We start from the raw sequence: 15,578 nt of genomic DNA, 5'->3' as shown, positions 1-15,578 counted from the left end.
GAGTGCGCTGCTATCATGGCGTCGCCGAGAACGAAGACCTCCGATCCTCTCTTAAAGATCGTCGTTCTGTCCCTCGGCGCCAGCGGCGCACTGCTGGCGAGCCGGGAAGGCATCGAGCGCTTTTCCGCCTTCGACATACCCCTGCGCAGTGCGGTGGGGGCCGGCGACAGCGTGGTCGGTGCCACGGTGCTCGCCTTGAATCGCGGCTGGAGCCTGCACGATGCGGGGCGCTACGGCATGGGCGCGGCGTCCACGATTCTGATGCGCTCCGGCACCGGGCTGTGCCGGGCGGAAGATGTCGAGCACCTGTATGACGATGGCTAAGGCTTTCTCAGAGAGCGGCGAGGTCGGCGCTCAGGCTGGCGAAGTCCGGCCGCTGCTCCGCTTGCATGCTCATGCAGGCTTCCCGCAGTTGCCCGAGGCGCCGTTGACGCAGGCTCCGTTCGTCCGCCGGACAGCGCTCCAGCAACTCTTCCAGCAGACAGCCGAAGGCTCGCGCCTCGATGCGCTGCAGTGCTCGGCCAGCGGCGCTGCCCGGCTCGAAGAACGAGGCGGCGCCAAAATCGCCGAGCAGGCAGTCGCCATGTTCGTCCACCAGCAGGTTGTGGGCGTACAGATCGCCATGCAGGATGCCGCGCCCATGCAGATGGTTCACCGCTGCGGCCACGCCACGAGCGATGCGCAAGGCCTCGTCGAAGACGAAGCGCCGTTCCGGCGCGTAGCAATCGCGGCTGCAACTGGCCAGCGAGGGTGGTCCGGCGAGTACGCGGAAGGTCGGGTCGATCAGTTCCAGTAGCAGCCCCGGTGGCGTTCCCGGTCGTTCGGCCAGCGGGCCGGCCACGCGGATCAGATTGGCATGCTCGCCGGCGGCGAGGCAGGCGGCCATTTCGCTGCGCGGCAGGCCGTCGCTGGTGACGCTGCTCTTGAATAGCTTGGCTGCCATGGGCCGTGCCGGTTGTCCGGGGCTGCGCCAGTCGGCGCGCTGAATGATGCCGGAAGCGCCTTGGCCGAGGATCTCGCCAAGTGCGATATCGCCGCGCGGGATCGGCGGTAGCGGATGCCGGCGCAAAACTTCCGCCTCGCTGGCATCGCTGAAGGGATTGCCGGCGAAGGCCAGCCAGGACAGCCGCGGCAGCTCTGCCAGCCAGCCGGGCAGGGCCGCGAGGCGGTTGGCAGCGATGCGCAGCAACTCCAGCCGCTCCAGCCCGGCCAGGTTCGCTGGCAGTTCTTGCAGCCGGTTGCCGGCCAGCATCAGCTTCTGCAAGCGGGGGCGTTCTCCCAACTCGCTGGGCAGGTGTTCCAGCCGGTTGTCGGTCAGGATCAGCCAGCGCAATGCCGGCGGTAGCGCGGTGGCAGGCAGATGGTGGATGCGGTTGGCCTTGAAGCCGATCATTTCCAGTCGCGGGCAGTCGCCGAGCACTTCCGGCAATACGTTGAACGGATTGTCCGAGCAGAACAGGATGCGCAGCTTGCCGAGGCGCGGCAAGTCGGCCGGCAGGCTGGTCAGGCGATTGCCCGAAAGGTCGAGGATTTCCAAGCTGTCGGCCAGGGCGAAGATTTCCTCGGGAAATTCGTCGAGGCCGGCGGAGAGCGTCAGGCGCGCGCTGCCAGCCAGTTCGCCGCGGCGCAATTGTTCGAGGGTGGACATGGGCATTCGTCGGGCTTGTGGTCAGTCAGGCAAGAAGTATGGGTGGCAAGGCGCGGAAAGCCCCGTCGCCGGGCGGGGCCGGTGCGGGTCAGTGGCCAGCGTCGGTCTTGCGCACCTTTTCCGATGAGACCTCGAGCAGGCCGTCGGCACGGAACATGGCCTTGATACCGCGGATGGCCTGACGGGTACGGTCGAGGTTCTCGATCAGGGCGAAGCGCACGTGATCGTCGCCGTAGTCGCCGAAACCCAGTCCCGGCGAGACGCAGACCTTGGCCTCGGCCAGGAGCTTCTTGGCGAACTCCAGCGAGCCGAGATGGGCATAGGGCGCGGGGATCTTCGCCCAGATATACATGGAGGCCTTGGGTTTTTCCACCATCCAGCCGATCTCGTGCAGGCCCTTGACCAGCAGGTTGCGCCGCTCGCGGTACTGTTCGGCGATATCGCGCACGCATTGCTGGTCGCCTTCTAGGGCGGCGATGGCCGCCACCTGCAACGGGGTGAAGGTGCCGTAATCGTGGTAGCTCTTGATCCGCGCCAGGGCGCCGACCAGTTCCTGATTGCCGACCATGAAACCGATACGCCAGCCGGCCATGTTGTAGCTCTTCGATAGGGTGAAGAACTCCACGGCGACTTCCTTGGCGCCCGGTACCTGCATGATCGACGGTGCCTTCCAGCCGTCGTAGACGATGTCGGCGTAGGCCAAGTCATGCACCACCAGGATGTCGTACTGCCTGGCGAGGGCCACCACGCGCTCGAAGAAGTCCAGTTCCACGCATTGCGCGGTGGGGTTGGAGGGAAAGCCGAGGATCATCATCTTCGGCTTGGGAATCGTTTCGCGAATGGCCCGTTCCAGCTCGGCGAAGAAGTCCATGCCGGGCACCAGAGGCACCGAGCGCACCTGGGCGCCGGCGATCACCGCGCCGTAGATGTGGATCGGGTAGCTGGGATTGGGCACCAGCACGCTGTCGCCATGGTCGAGGGTGGCCAGCATCAGGTGCGCCAGGCCCTCCTTGGAGCCGATGGTGACGATGGCCTCGCTGTCCGGGTCGATCTCGACGGCGTAGCGGTCCCTGTACCAGTGCGAAATGGCGCGGCGCAGGCGCGGGATGCCGCGGGAAGTGGAGTAGCCATGGGTGTCCTCGCGGCGGGCGACCTGCACCAGCTTCTCGACGATGTGCGCTGGGGTGGCACCGTCGGGGTTGCCCATGCTGAAGTCGATGATGTCCTCGCCGCGGCGGCGGGCCGCCATCTTCAGTTCGGCGGTGATGTTGAATACGTAGGGGGGGAGACGATCGATGCGCGCAAAGTGGCGCTTGCCGAGCTCGGCCATGATTTCCTCGAAAAACGTAGGCGCCCGGAACCGTCCGAGCGACGTTGGCCAGTACGCTGACCTGCTCGCGCACCATACGTGTGAGGCCCGCCGGGCGGCAAGTCCGACTTTAAGATGAGGCGATGGCGGACGAGAAGGCAATCGAGACTGGGTTTCGCCATGGTCGTTTTGGTAGATTCCCCGCATTTTCAACAGGGGTGAAATCCATGAAACCAGTCAGCACCAGATCGTCCACGCAGCGCTCGTCCGGCAGCGAGTTTCTTGAAACCCGCTTCGGCAGCAAGGTGCTCGGCATCACGCTCACCATGAAGCCGGACCGACTGGTGGCCGAGCGGATGATGCCCGAGGGCGACGAGGTGCAGGTAGCAGTGCTGCAGAACCCTTTCGGGGTGACCCGCGACTTGACTAATCTGCTAAGCGGAGCGAAATCCGGCGACTCTCTGGTGATTGTCTGCGCCAGCGACAAGATCTATCGGTCGGCGCTGAAATTCCTCGGCCTGGCTTGAGAACGGACGGCGGCAGGAGCGATCCTGATTGCCGCTTTCCCTCAGCTTCCCAACATGTCGTGCATGGCGATGACCTGCTCGGCGACCTGGATCAGCTTCTGCTGGCCGCTCATGGCCTGGCGGCGCATCAAGGTATAGGCCTCCTCCTCGCTGCAGTTCTTCATCTTCATCAGCAGGCCCTTGGCCAGTTCGACGCGCTTGCGTTCGGCCAACTGCGCCTCGCGGGCCTGCAACTGGGCGCGCAGGGCCTGGTCGCTCTCGAAGCGGGCCATGGCCACGTCGAGGATCGGCTGCAGGCGTTGCGCCTGGATGCCCTCGACGATAGACCCCGGCCTGGATCGCCTGGCGCATCACCTGCGGGTCGTACTCGTCGGTGAACATCACGATCGGGCGCGGCCGGTTGCGGCTGACCAGTACCACCTGCTCCATCACGTCGCGGCCGGGCGATTCGGTGTCGATGAGGATCACATCGGGGCGTACAGCCTCGACCCGCGCCGGCAGATCGACGGTCAGGCCGGACTCCTCGACGACTTCGAAGCCGGCCTCGACCAGGACGCTTTTCAGGCGGCCGACCTTTTTCGGCGTGTCGTTGATCAGGAGGATGCGCAGCATGGGGATGGTCCTTGGTCCTTGGTCATCGGCCGAGGAGGGCGGCTCGCTCAGGGCGTGGAGATCGAAGCTGCGCGCATAGGCTGCGGGGTCGGAGCCGTTCCAGCGCCTGCCGTCCAGCAAGGTGGCGCTCGCATGGCCATGGCGGGCTGCGCCATGCCGAGAGCGCCGGCGGCATCGCGATACAGTTCGAGCTGCTGCACCCGAGTGGCGATGGCCAGGTAATCCGGGTCTTCGCGTAGCAGTCCCCAGCGGCGGAACTGGGTCATGAACCAGAGACCGTCGGAGAGATAGGGCAGGTTGACCTCGCCGTCGCCATGAAAGTGCAGAGCATGGTTGTCGCGCCAGGCATTGCCGTCGCCGTCCTCGTAGTCGCCGAGAAAGCGCGGTTCGATCACCTGGCGCGGTGCGGCCACGTATTCGTCGGCGCTGATCAGTTGCGCGGTGCCGGCCTTGTTCTCCTCGCTGGCGTCGATGAAACGGCTCGCTTCCAGCACGGCCATGATCAGGGCGCGGGCGGTATTGGGGTACTGCTCGGCGAAGGCACGCGTGCAGCCGAGTACTTTCTCCGGGTGATCCGGCCAGATCGACTGACTGGTGGCTATGGTGAAACCCATGCCCTGGTCGATGGCGTGGGCGCCCCAGGGCTCTCCGGCGCAGAAACCGTCAATACGGCCAGCACGCAGGTGTTCGACCATCTGCGGCGGCACCACCACCAGGGTGTTCACGTCCGCGAGGGGATGGATGCCCAGGCTGGCGAGCCAGTAGTAGAGCCAGAGGGCATGGGTACTGGTCGGAAAGGTCTGGGCCAGGGTGAGCTTCGTGCTGCTCTGGCGTACATGCCGGACCAGTGTCTCACCACTGCACACCCCGGCTTGCCGGAGCGGAGTCGACAGGTTGATGCTCTGACCGTTCTGGTTGAGGCCCATCAGCACCGCCATGTCGGTCGCCGGTGCCGAGCTGCATGCTGTAGATCAGTCTGTACAGTCCCTGAGCGGCATCCAGTTCGCCGCTGAGCAACTTGTCGCGTAGGCCCGACCAGGATACTTGGCGCTTGAGATTGAGGGTCAGCCCATAGGGTTCGGCGAAACCCTGGGTCGCGGCGACGATCAGCGAGGCGGAGTCGGTGAGCGGCATGAAGCCCAGGTTGATCGAGCTTTTCTCGGGGGCATCGCTCCTGGGCATCCGCTCTGGAAGTTGCGTGGTGGTCTGTCATGGTGTTTTCCGGCGCTGGACGAAAAGGCGTCGCCTCGACAACTGCCTGGGGCAGGGCCGAAAACGACGGCATTGTCGATGAATGGGACCCGCCGTTGGGGCCGCCGATGTTGCTGGGCTCGATGCAACCGATGCGCCAGGAACCGGGACATATCGGCCTTTCGGCTTGCCGCCACTCTAGCGCAGGAGCGCAGAAAAGAAGAAGCCCCGCACGGGGGCGGGGCTTCTTCGTTCAGCGCGCGAGACGCTTAGGCTTGCAGAACCGGGAGTTCGGCCTTGGCGGCCGCTTCCTTGTACTCGGCGATCTGGTCGAAGGACAGGTAGCGATAGATATCGGCAGCCATGGTGTCGATGCTCTTCGCGTACTCCATGTATTCCTCGACGGTCGGCAGCTTGCCGAGGATCGAGGCGACCGACGCCAGTTCGGCGGAGGCCAGGAACACGTTGGTCGCATCGCCCAGACGGTTCGGGAAGTTACGGGTCGAGGTGGAGACCACGGTCGAACCGGTCTGTACGCGGGCCTGGTTACCCATGCACAGCGAGCAGCCCGGCATTTCCATGCGCGCACCGGCCTTGCCGTAGATGCCGTAATAGCCTTCCTCGGTCAGTTGGTGGGCGTCCATCTTGGTCGGCGGAGCCAGCCACAGACGGGTCGGGATGCCGCCCTTAACCTTGTCGAGCAGCTTGCCGGCGGCGCGGAAGTGACCGATGTTGGTCATGCAGGAACCGATGAACACTTCGTCGATCTTCTGGCCGGCGACGCTGGACAGCAGACGGGCGTCGTCCGGATCGTTCGGCGCGCAGAGGACCGGCTCCTTGACGTCGGCCAGATCGATCTCGATCACGGCGGCGTACTCGGCGTCCTTGTCGGCTTCCAGCAGTTGCGGCTTGGCCAGCCAGGCTTCCATCGCCTGGGCACGACGCTCCAGGGTGCGCGGATCGCCGTAGCCTTCGCCGATCATCCAGCGCAGCATGGTGATGTTGGACTTCAGGTACTCGGCGATGGCCTTTTCCGGCAACTTGATGGTGCAGCCGGCAGCCGAACGCTCGGCGGAGGCGTCGGACAGTTCGAATGCCTGCTCGACGGTCAGCTCGTTCAGACCTTCGATCTCGAGGATGCGGCCGGAGAAGATGTTCTTCTTGCCCTTCTTCTCGACGGTCAGCAGGCCGGCTTGGATGGCGTAGTAGGGGATGGCATGCACCAGGTCACGCAGGGTAATACCGGGCTGCAGCTTGCCCTTGAAGCGCACCAGCACGGATTCCGGCATGTCCAGCGGCATCACGCCGGTGGCGGCGGCGAAGGCGACTAGGCCGGAGCCGGCCGGGAAGGAGATGCCGATCGGAAAGCGGGTGTGCGAGTCGCCACCGGTACCCACGGTGTCCGGCAGCAGCATGCGGTTCAGCCAGCTGTGGATGATACCGTCGCCGGGACGCAGGGAGACGCCGCCACGGGTGCGGATGAAATCCGGCAGGGTGTGGTGGGTCTTGACGTCGATGGGCTTGGGATAGGCGGCGGTGTGGCAGAATGATTGCATCACCAGGTCGGCGGAGAAGCCCAGGCACGCCAGATCCTTCAGCTCGTCGCGGGTCATCGGGCCGGTGGTGTCCTGGGAGCCGACGGTGGTCATCTTCGGTTCGCAGTAGGTACCCGGACGGACGCCTTTGCCTTCCGGCAGGCCGCAGGCGCGACCGACCATCTTCTGGGCCAGACTGTAGCCCTTGCCGCTGTCGGCCGGGACTTCCGGCTTCTTGAACAGGGTGGAGGGAGCCAGGCCCAGTTCTGCGCGGGCCTTCTCGGTCAGGCCGCGGCCGATGATCAGCGGGATGCGGCCACCGGCGCGGACTTCATCGAGCAGCACGTCGGTCTTCAGCGCGAAGGTGGCGACCAGCTCGTCGCTGCCGTTGCGGCGCACTTCGCCCTTGATCGGGTAGACGTCGATCACGTCGCCCATGGCCAGGTTGGTGCAGTCGAATTCGATCGGCAGGGCGCCGGCGTCTTCCATGGTGTTGTAGAAGATCGGGGCGATCTTGGTGCCGAAGCAGAAACCACCGGCGCGCTTGTTCGGAACAAAGGGGATGTCGTCGCCGAAGAACCACAGCACCGAGTTGGTGGCGGACTTACGGGAAGAACCGGTGCCGACCACGTCACCGACGTAGGCGACCGGGAAGCCCTTGGCCTTGACCGCTTCGATCTGCTTCAGCGGACCGACGGAGCCGGGCTGGACTGGCTCGATGCCATCGCGGGCCATCTTCAGCATGGCCAGGGCGTGCAGCGGGATATCGGGGCGCGACCAGGCGTCCGGAGCCGGGGACAGGTCGTCGGTGTTGGTTTCGCCCGGGACCTTGAACACGGTCAGGGTGACTTTTTCCGGAACGGCGGGCTTGGCGGTGAACCACTCACCGTCGGCCCAGGACTGCAGCACGGCCTTGGCGGCGGCGTTGCCCTTCTTGGCGCGTTCGGCGACGTCGTGGAAGGCGTCGAACATCAACAGGGTGTGCTTGAGCTGGTCGGCGGCGGCGTTGGCCAGCTCGGCGCTGTCCAGCAGCTCGACCAGGGTGGCGATGTTGTAGCCGCCCTGCATGGTGCCCAGCAGCTCGACGGCGCGGATCTTGCTGATCAGCGGGGAAGCGGCTTCGCCCTTGGCGATGGCGGAGAGGAAACCGGCCTTGACGTAGGCTGCCTCGTCCACGCCCGGCGGAACACGATGGGTGATCAGGTCAAGCAGGAATTCTTCTTCGCCGGCCGGCGGATTCTTCAGCAGTTCGACCAGAGCAGCGGTCTGTTCGGCATTCAGCGGCTGGGGCACAACACCCAGGGCGGTACGCTCAGCTACGTGTTTGCGGTAGGCTTCAAGCACAGTTTTACCCTCATCAGTGGTCCCGGGAGCTTCCGGAACACTCATCCTGGGAATCCCCGCACGCAAGCGCCTTAGCCACTTTATGGGCAGCACGGCCAAGGTTGCGGTGATCCCCCTCCAGAAGCTGTTTTCAAAGTTTTACGCCGAGGGAGGGGAGGCGCCCGGCACCTTGCCTGTGGCGGGACGCCTGCGCCGTTCCTCGGGCCAACTGTGCTCGTGACGCTTTGAAAACAGCTTCAACTGGACAGTGGTGCCAAAAAGGCGTTGGCAGTTTACTGGAAAGCGATGGCCGAGTTAAAGCTGCCAGAGGCTTCAAGCGGGTGACCGGGCCTAGACAAAGGGCTAAGATGCCCCCGTTTTCCGCTTTCACCGGCCTCTCTCACCCATGTCTCATCAGCGCATCAAGACGCCCTGCATCGGTCTCTGCTCGACGGTCTATGGCGATCTGGTCTGCCGGGGCTGCAAGCGCTTCCACCACGAAGTAGTGAACTGGAACCAGTATGCCGAGGTGGAGAAGCGCGCCGTCTGGGGGCGCCTGGAGGCTTTGCTGGTGCAGGTGGTGCAGGCCAAGCTGGAGGTGTTCGACGCGCAGCGTCTGCGCGATCAACTGGAGCAGCGGCAGATCCGTTTCCTGACCGAGCAGTCGGTGTATTGCTGGGCTTACCAATTGATCGCCCGCGGCGCCCGGGCGATCAACCAGCTCGAGGCCTATGGCATCGCCCTATTGCCGGAATTCCGCGATTGGGAGTTGTCGGCTCTGCGCGATGCCATCGACCGCGAGTTCTTCCTACTTTCCGAGGCTCACTACGAGCGCTACATCGCGCCGCGTTTTCTGCGCGGCGATTTGCAGATGCGTGTTTGAGAGCGGATGCAGCCGGCTCCTCCGCCCTGGGTGGGGGCCGTATAATGCTCAGCCTTTCAAGTCCAGTCAGATTGCCATGTCCCTGCTTCCCGAAATCGAAAGTTTCCTGCTCTGCCCGACACCCCGAACCTGGATCGAGCAGGCGTTGTTGCATCCCGAGATCCTGTTGATCGATCACGCCAACTGCGAGAAGAAGGCGGCCGGTACGGCATTGACCCTGTTGTTCCGGCATGTCGACAAGGAGGATCTGCAGTACAAGTTGTCGCGCCTGGCGCGCGAAGAGCTGCGCCATTTCGAGCAGGTGGCCGAACTGATGAAGAAGCGTGGCGTCGTCTACCGGCCGCTCAGCGCCTCGCTCTACGCCCAGCGCCTGCATGCGCATATCCGCAAGAACGAGCCGGGGCGGCTGATCGATACCCTGATCGTCGGTGCCTACATCGAGGCGCGCTCCTGCGAACGTTTCCATCGTCTGGCGCCATTCCTCGACGAGGAGCTAGGGCACTTCTACGTCTCGCTGCTCGCCTCGGAGGCGCGGCACTATCAGGACTATCTGGGCATGGCCCGCCAGTATGCCGGCGAGCCGATCGACGAGCGCGTGGCCTTTTTCGCCGAGATCGAGCGCCAGGCGATCCTTGTCCCGGATACGGAGTTCCGTTTCCATAGCGGTGCGCCGGCCTGACCGCCGTTCTTCCCAAACTGGCTTCGGGGGCGCGCGGAGCGAACGAGAGGCACATGCCGCCGTGGCTTCCTCGTTCTAAGCGGCCGATGCGAGATGCACTCGATGCGGAACGGATATGGTGGGGCGAGCCTTGGCCCTTAGTCGATGGGGAAGGGAGTCAGGTGATAGCCGCCTCTGTCGACTTGCAGTACCCAGCCCTGTCGGTTCCAGTCGCCCAGGACTATGCGCTGGGCCTGACGGCCATCGACCTGCAGTTCGTGCACGGCGGGGCGGTGGGTATGGCCATGGATCAGGGTCAGCACGCCGTGGGCGGCCATGATTCGCGGCACTTCTTCAGGTGTGACATCGACGATTTCGGTAGCCTTCCGGCGGACCTGCATACGGCTGGCATCGCGCCATTTGCGTGCCAGTTGCCGGCGCTTGGAGAGGGGCAGGTGGCGTAGGAGCCATACCGACACCGGGTTGCGCAGGCGCCAGCGAAAGCGCATGTAGGCGATGTCGCGGGTGCATAGGGTATCGCCATGCATCAGCAGCACGGGAGCGCCGTTCAGGATGATGCGGCTGGGGTCGCGCAGAAGGGTGCAACCGGCTTGGCGGCAGAACGAGCGGCCGACGAGGAAGTCGCGGTTGCCGTGCATCAGGAAGATCCGCGTGCCCCGTTCCGTCACTTCGCGAAGAGCTGCGGCGATGTCGTGCTGGAAGGATGTCATGGCGTCGTCACCGATCCAGGCCTCGAAGAAATCGCCGAGGATGTACAGGGCTTCGGCCTGGCTGGCACGCTCCTTCAGAAAGCGTAGAAACGCCCGGGCTATGTCCGGGCGCTCCTCGTCAAGATGCAGATCCGAGATCAGCAGTGTAGTCATCGGGATTATTCGACGATCTCGGCCTTCTCGATGATCACGTCGTCCACTGGCACGTCGCCATGGCCGGCGCGGCTGCCGGTGGCTACGCTCTTGATCTTGTCGACCACATCCGTGCCCTCGACCACTTCACCGAATACGGCGTAGCCCCAACCGTGCGCGGTCGGCGCGGTGTGGTCGAGAAAGGCGTTGTCCTTGACGTTGATGAAGAACTGCGCGCTGGCCGAGTGCGGGTCGGGCGTGCGCGCCATGGCAATGGTGTATTTCTTGTTGGACAGGCCGTTGTTGGCCTCGTTCTTGATCGGTGCACGGGTTGACTTCTGCTTCATGCCCGGCTCGAAACCGCCGCCCTGGATCATGAAGCCGTCGATCACTCGGTGGAAGATGGTGCCGTCGTAGTGGCCGTCCTTCACATACTGCTCGAAGTTGGCGGCGGTTTCCGGGGCCTTGTCGGCGAATAGCTTCAGGGTGATGGTGCCGTGGTTGGTTTGCAGCTTGATCATGGCTGAATTCCGCTGGGTGGATTGGGGATGCCCGGAGTCCGCCGGCCAATGCTCGTTGTTGCCGGATCTCTGTCAGGGGCATGATGGGTCCGCTATGATAAGCCCTTTGCATTGGCCGGCCTACCCTGGCCGGCGCCGACATGTTTCAAGGATCCCATGAGCAAGCCCGAGACTCCCGCCGCCGCGAACTTCCTCCGCCCGATCGTCCAGGCCGACCTGGAGTCGGGCAAGCACGCCAAGATCGTCACCCGCTTCCCGCCGGAGCCCAACGGCTATCTGCATATCGGCCATGCCAAGTCGATCTGTCTGAACTTCGGTCTGGCCCAGGAGTTCGGTGGCGAGTGCAACCTGCGTTTCGACGACACCAACCCGGCCAAGGAGGACCAGGAGTACATCGATGCGATCAAGAGTGACGTCCGCTGGCTGGGCTTCCAGTGGGCGGGCGAGGAGCGCTACGCCTCCAGCTATTTCGACCAGCTCTACGACTGGGCGATTCATCTGATCGAGGCCGGCAAGGCCTACGTCTGCGATCTGTCGCCGGACGAGGCGCGCGATTACCGTGGCAGCCTGACCGAGCCGGGAAGGAACAGCCCCTACCGAGAACGCTCGGTGGAAGAGAACCTCGACTTGTTCGCGCGCATGAAGGCTGGCGAGTTCGCGGATGGCGCACGGGCCCTGCGGGCGAAGATCGACATGGCCGCCCCGAACATGAACCTGCGCGACCCGATCCTCTATCGTATCCGCCACGCCCATCACCATCAGACCGGCGACAAGTGGTGCATCTACCCGAGCTACGATTTCACCCACGGCCAGTCGGATGCCATCGAAGGCATCACTCACTCGATCTGCACCCTGGAGTTCGAGGATCACCGTCCGCTCTACGAGTGGTTCCTGGATAACCTGCCTGTGCCGTGCCGACCGCGCCAGTACGAGTTCGCCCGCCTCAATCTGAATTACACCATCACCAGCAAGCGCAAGCTCAAGCAATTGGTCGACGAGGGGTATGTCGGCGGCTGGGACGACCCGCGCATGTCGACTTTGTCCGGTTATCGCCGCCGCGGCTACACACCGGCTTCGATCCGTGCCTTCTGCGACATGATCGGTGTCAACCGCGCTGGCGGCGTGGTCGATATCGGCATGCTGGAGTTCGCCATCCGCGAGGATCTAGACGCCAACGCCGCGCGTGCCATGTGCGTGCTCAAGCCGCTGAAAGTGGTGATCACCAATTATCCGCAAGGGCGGGTCGAAAACCTCGAGTTGCCGCGCCATCCCAAGCAGGACATGGGTGTGCGCGTGCTTCCGTTCTCCCGCGAGATCTACATCGATGCCGGCGATTTCGAGGAAACCCCTCCGGCCGGCTACAAGCGCCTGATTCCCGGTGGTGAGGTGCGCCTGCGCGGTAGCTACGTGATCCGCGCCGACGAAGCGATCAAGGACGAAGCCGGCAACATCATCGAGCTACGCTGTTCCTATGATGAGAACACTCTCGGCAAGAACCCGGAAGGCCGCAAGGTCAAGGGAGTGATTCACTGGGTGCCGGTCGAGGGTAGCGTTGAATGCGAGGTGCGCCTGTACGATCGTCTGTTCAAGGTCGCCAATCCGGAGAAGAGCGAAGAGGGCGGCAATTTTCTCGATAACATTAATCCCTGCTCCCTGGTGGTGCTCACAGGTTGCCGCGCGGAGCCTTCGCTGGCCAATGCGCAGCCGGAGGAGCGCTTCCAGTTCGAGCGCGAAGGTTACTTCTGCGCCGACCTGAAGGACTCCAGGCCGGGCGCCCCGGTGTTCAATCGTACCGTCACCCTGCGCGACTCCTGGGGGCAGTGAATGACGCTTTCCATCTACAGCACCCTGTCCAAGGGCAAGGAAGTGTTCAAGCCACTGGAGGGCAACAAGGTCCGCATGTATGTATGCGGCATGACCGTCTATGACTTCTGCCATATCGGTCACGCGCGGGTGATGGTGGCGTTCGATGTGGTTTCCCGCTGGTTGCGCCATAGCGGCTACGATGTCACCTATGTGCGCAACATCACCGACATCGACGACAAGATCATCCGGCGCGCCAACGAGAACGGCGAGTCGTTCCAGGACCTGGTCGGTCGCATGATCGCCGCCATGCACAAGGACGAGGCGCGCCTGAATGTACTGCGCCCGGACAGCGAGCCGCGCGCCACCGATCACATCGCCGGCATGCATGCGATGATCCGGACCCTGATCGATAAAGGCTATGCCTACGCGCCGGGCAACGGTGATGTCTATTACCGGGTCGGCAAGTTCGAAGGCTACGGCAAGCTGTCGCGCCGCAGGATCGAGGACCTGAAGATCGGTGCGCGCATCGAGCCGGGCGAAGCCAAGGAAGATCCGCTCGACTTCGTGCTGTGGAAGGGCGCCAAGCCGGGCGAGCCGAGCTGGGAGTCGCCCTGGGGAGCCGGTCGGCCGGGTTGGCACATCGAATGCTCGGTGATGTCTACCTGCTGCTTGGGCGAGACCTTCGACATCCATGGCGGCGGCCCGGACCTGGTTTTCCCGCACCATGAGAACGAGATCGCGCAGAGCGAGGCGGCCACCGGCAAGCGGTACGCCAACATCTGGATGCATGCCGGCGCAGTACGTGTCGACGGCGAGAAAATGTCCAAATCGCTGGGCAACTTCTTCACCATTCGTGAGGTGCTGGAGAAATACCATCCCGAAGTGGTGCGTTACCTGCTGGTATCCAGCCACTACCGGAGTCCGATCAACTACTCCGAGGACAGCCTGCGTGAGGCTAGGGCTGCGCTGGAGCGTTTCTACAACGCGCTCAAGGTCCTGCCGGCTGCGCAGCCCACTGGTGGCGATGCGTATGTGGCACGCTTCAACGCGGCGATGGACGATGACTTCAATACCCCGGAGGCCTGTGCCGTGTTGTTCGAACTGGCGCGCGAGGTCAATCGCCTGCGTGACACGCATTTGCAATCGGCTGCATCGTTGGCTGCGCGTCTGAAGGAGCTGGGTGGCCTGCTCGGTGTATTGCAGTTGGAGCCGGAGGCCTTCCTGCAGGCCGGCGCTGCGGATAGGGTGGATGCCGCCGAAGTTGAAGCGCTGATCGCTGCGCGCCTCGCTGCGCGTGCTGAAAAGAACTGGGCCGAGTCCGACCGCATTCGCGACCGGCTTGCTGCCATGGGCGTATTGCTGGAAGACGGTAAGAACGGCACCATCTGGCGCCTGGTCGACTGAGGGGCATCTTCGGAAGAGCAAGGTGCCAAAGATGCGCCTGTGGGCGGAAAATGGCACTCTAGGGTGCCATTTTCATGGGGGCTGTTCTGGTTAGCGGTGCAACTGCTCGGCTGCGTGCAGGGTGTTTTCCAGAAGGCAGGCTCGGGTCATCGGGCCAACACCGCCCGGGACAGGGGTGATCCATTCCGCGCGTGCGGCCGCGGAGGAAAACTCCACGTCGCCGACCAGTCTGCCGTCGTCCAGCCGGTTGATGCCGACATCTATGACGATCGCTCCCGGTTTGATCCATTCGCCTTTGACCAGACCGGGCTTTCCGGCTGCAGCTATCACCAGGTCGGCGCGACTGACATGCTCGGCCAGATTGCGGGTGAACCGGTGGGTGACGGTCACGGTACAGCCGGCCAGCAGCAGTTCCAGCGCCATCGGACGGCCGACGATATTGGAGGCGCCGACGACCGTGGCATCCAGCCCGTACAGGTTTACGCCGGTGCTCTGCAGGAGCGTCATGATGCCTTTGGGGGTGCAGGGGCGCAGCAGCGGCATGCGTTGGGCGAGGCGACCGATGTTGTAAGGGTGGAAGCCGTCCACGTCCTTGTCAGGGCGGATGCGCTCGAGCAGCAGGGAGGCGTCAAGGTGTACTGGAAGCGGTAGCTGTACCAGAATTCCGTCGATCGCCGGGTCTTCGTTCAGGCGGTCGATCAGGGATAAAAGTTCTCCCTGGGTAGTGCTGGCGGAAAGATCGTAGGCTCGGGAGTGGAAGCCCACTTCTTCGCAGTCCTTGCGCTTGTGGGATACATAGACTTGAGAGGCTGGATCGGTTCCCACCAGGATGACTGCCAGGCCGGGAGCGCGCAGGCCCTGCTGGCGTCGCTCAGCGACACGTTGGGCGATCTGCTGACGAAGACTGGCGGCGATCGCTTTGCCGTCGATTAATTTCGCAGTCATGACGCTTGCTTGACCGTAAGTTGATAAGACGAAGCGGACATTCTCGCATGGCGAGGCTAAGGGGCCAACGTGGGCGACCGATTGCTACCGCCACTCCTTACATCTTGCTGATTTATTTAAAAATATTATTGACACTGAATTGTCTGCTCTATAAGATTTGCCCCGCTTGTCGAGCACAGCTTGTTGCTGGGTGAATGTGAAGTCGGTTTAAAGGTAGGCTTCGCGGAAGGCTTCGAATTTGCGCTCTGCTCAGAATGCAGATGAAAAGCGCCCGTAGCTCAGCTGGATAGAGCATCCGCCTTCTAAGCGGATGGTCGCAGGTTCGAGTCCTGCCGGGCGCGCCATAGAGCAGT

The 15,578-nt window shown here is 63.6% G+C and carries 12 protein-coding genes, 1 tRNA gene and 2 pseudogenes; 7 read left to right on the top strand and 8 right to left on the bottom strand.

Going from position 1 to position 15,578, the window contains the following annotated elements; genetic code table 11:
- Positions 1-15: 15 nt before the first annotated feature.
- Positions 16-324: a PfkB family carbohydrate kinase gene (locus ACGI6K_RS11730; protein WP_376949324.1), complete on the top strand. Its 309-nt coding sequence runs from the start codon at positions 16-18 to the stop codon at positions 322-324.
- Between the two features lie 7 nt (positions 325-331).
- On the opposite strand, the gene ACGI6K_RS11725 is transcribed toward ACGI6K_RS11730, so the two are convergent.
- Together ACGI6K_RS11725 and alaC are read right to left on the bottom strand one after the other, a co-directional pair.
- Positions 332-1,648 carry a leucine-rich repeat-containing protein kinase family protein gene (locus tag ACGI6K_RS11725; protein WP_376949326.1) on the bottom strand — a complete coding sequence of 439 codons (1,317 nt, stop codon included), beginning with the start codon at positions 1,646-1,648 and terminating at the stop codon, positions 332-334.
- Between the two features lie 88 nt (positions 1,649-1,736).
- Positions 1,737-2,978, bottom strand: a complete 1,242-nt coding sequence (gene alaC / locus ACGI6K_RS11720; protein WP_376949328.1) for an alanine transaminase — start codon at positions 2,976-2,978, stop codon at positions 1,737-1,739.
- A gap of 206 nt (positions 2,979-3,184) precedes the next feature.
- Here alaC and ACGI6K_RS11715 point away from each other — a divergent pair, with 206 nt between their 5' ends.
- Positions 3,185-3,484, top strand: a complete 300-nt coding sequence (locus ACGI6K_RS11715) for a hypothetical protein (protein ID WP_376949330.1) — start codon at positions 3,185-3,187, stop codon at positions 3,482-3,484.
- 41 nt (positions 3,485-3,525) lie between these two features.
- On the opposite strand, the pseudogene ACGI6K_RS11710 reads toward ACGI6K_RS11715, so the two are convergent.
- From ACGI6K_RS11710 to acnB, 3 genes and pseudogenes are all read right to left on the bottom strand, one after another.
- A pseudogene (locus ACGI6K_RS11710) lies at positions 3,526-4,096 on the bottom strand (ANTAR domain-containing response regulator).
- Positions 4,097-4,138: 42 nt separating this feature from the next.
- A pseudogene (locus ACGI6K_RS11705) lies at positions 4,139-5,278 on the bottom strand (CmpA/NrtA family ABC transporter substrate-binding protein); the annotation flags it as partial.
- A 278-nt stretch (positions 5,279-5,556) separates the two neighbouring features.
- Positions 5,557-8,166 (bottom strand): bifunctional aconitate hydratase 2/2-methylisocitrate dehydratase, encoded by a 2,610-nt coding sequence (acnB, locus tag ACGI6K_RS11700; RefSeq protein WP_376949332.1) that lies wholly within the window; start codon positions 8,164-8,166, stop codon positions 5,557-5,559.
- 385 nt (positions 8,167-8,551) lie between these two features.
- Here acnB and ACGI6K_RS11695 point away from each other — a divergent pair, with 385 nt between their 5' ends.
- Entirely contained in the window at positions 8,552-9,028 is a 477-nt protein-coding gene (locus tag ACGI6K_RS11695) for a DUF1289 domain-containing protein (protein WP_376949334.1), read from the top strand.
- A 76-nt stretch (positions 9,029-9,104) separates the two neighbouring features.
- Positions 9,105-9,707, top strand: a complete 603-nt coding sequence (locus ACGI6K_RS11690; RefSeq protein WP_376949336.1) for a tRNA-(ms[2]io[6]A)-hydroxylase — start codon at positions 9,105-9,107, stop codon at positions 9,705-9,707.
- A gap of 137 nt (positions 9,708-9,844) precedes the next feature.
- Here ACGI6K_RS11690 and lpxH read toward each other — a convergent pair whose 3' ends face one another.
- Together lpxH and ACGI6K_RS11680 are read right to left on the bottom strand one after the other, a co-directional pair.
- On the bottom strand, positions 9,845-10,570 hold the full coding sequence (lpxH, locus tag ACGI6K_RS11685; protein ID WP_376949338.1) for a UDP-2,3-diacylglucosamine diphosphatase: 726 nt from the start codon (positions 10,568-10,570) through the stop codon (positions 9,845-9,847).
- 5 nt (positions 10,571-10,575) lie between these two features.
- The gene (locus tag ACGI6K_RS11680) at positions 10,576-11,070 is read right to left on the bottom strand and encodes a peptidylprolyl isomerase (RefSeq protein WP_376949340.1); all 495 of its coding nucleotides are present in this window, start codon (positions 11,068-11,070) and stop codon (positions 10,576-10,578) included.
- A gap of 156 nt (positions 11,071-11,226) precedes the next feature.
- Between ACGI6K_RS11680 and ACGI6K_RS11675 the strand changes: the two genes are divergently transcribed.
- Together ACGI6K_RS11675 and cysS are read left to right on the top strand one after the other, a co-directional pair.
- A complete protein-coding gene (locus ACGI6K_RS11675; RefSeq protein ID WP_376949342.1) occupies positions 11,227-12,894 on the top strand; it encodes a glutamine--tRNA ligase/YqeY domain fusion protein in 1,668 nt (555 codons plus the stop codon).
- Entirely contained in the window at positions 12,895-14,280 is a 1,386-nt protein-coding gene (cysS, locus tag ACGI6K_RS11670) for a cysteine--tRNA ligase (protein WP_376949344.1), read from the top strand. It begins immediately after the preceding gene.
- 90 nt (positions 14,281-14,370) lie between these two features.
- On the opposite strand, the gene folD is transcribed toward cysS, so the two are convergent.
- Entirely contained in the window at positions 14,371-15,225 is an 855-nt protein-coding gene (gene folD, locus ACGI6K_RS11665; RefSeq protein WP_376949346.1) for a bifunctional methylenetetrahydrofolate dehydrogenase/methenyltetrahydrofolate cyclohydrolase FolD, read from the bottom strand.
- 267 nt (positions 15,226-15,492) lie between these two features.
- Between folD and ACGI6K_RS11660 the strand changes: the two genes are divergently transcribed.
- A tRNA-Arg gene (locus ACGI6K_RS11660) sits at positions 15,493-15,569 on the top strand.
- Positions 15,570-15,578: the final 9 nt, after the last annotated feature.

It is taken from the genome of Azorhizophilus paspali, from assembly GCF_043587585.2.
In the GTDB taxonomy this organism is placed as follows: domain Bacteria; phylum Pseudomonadota; class Gammaproteobacteria; order Pseudomonadales; family Pseudomonadaceae; genus Azotobacter; species Azotobacter paspali.
Note: the sequence above shows the minus strand (reverse complement) of the source record. Positions and strands in the feature narration are given on the sequence as shown.

Excerpts from the sequence above, each read along its gene's own strand:
- folD (WP_376949346.1), bottom strand. The coding sequence starts at position 15,225 with ATGACTGCGAAATTAATCGACGGCAAAGCGATCGCCGCCAGTCTTCGT.
- ACGI6K_RS11695 (WP_376949334.1), top strand. The coding sequence starts at position 8,552 with ATGTCTCATCAGCGCATCAAGACGCCCTGCATCGGTCTCTGCTCGACG.
- ACGI6K_RS11730 (WP_376949324.1), top strand. The coding sequence starts at position 16 with ATGGCGTCGCCGAGAACGAAGACCTCCGATCCTCTCTTAAAGATCGTC.
- lpxH (WP_376949338.1), bottom strand. The coding sequence starts at position 10,570 with ATGACTACACTGCTGATCTCGGATCTGCATCTTGACGAGGAGCGCCCG.
- ACGI6K_RS11690 (WP_376949336.1), top strand. The coding sequence starts at position 9,105 with ATGTCCCTGCTTCCCGAAATCGAAAGTTTCCTGCTCTGCCCGACACCC.
- ACGI6K_RS11725 (WP_376949326.1), bottom strand. The coding sequence starts at position 1,648 with ATGTCCACCCTCGAACAATTGCGCCGCGGCGAACTGGCTGGCAGCGCG.
- ACGI6K_RS11675 (WP_376949342.1), top strand. The coding sequence starts at position 11,227 with ATGAGCAAGCCCGAGACTCCCGCCGCCGCGAACTTCCTCCGCCCGATC.
- cysS (WP_376949344.1), top strand. The coding sequence starts at position 12,895 with ATGACGCTTTCCATCTACAGCACCCTGTCCAAGGGCAAGGAAGTGTTC.
- alaC (WP_376949328.1), bottom strand. The coding sequence starts at position 2,978 with ATGGCCGAGCTCGGCAAGCGCCACTTTGCGCGCATCGATCGTCTCCCC.
- ACGI6K_RS11680 (WP_376949340.1), bottom strand. The coding sequence starts at position 11,070 with ATGATCAAGCTGCAAACCAACCACGGCACCATCACCCTGAAGCTATTC.
- ACGI6K_RS11715 (WP_376949330.1), top strand. The coding sequence starts at position 3,185 with ATGAAACCAGTCAGCACCAGATCGTCCACGCAGCGCTCGTCCGGCAGC.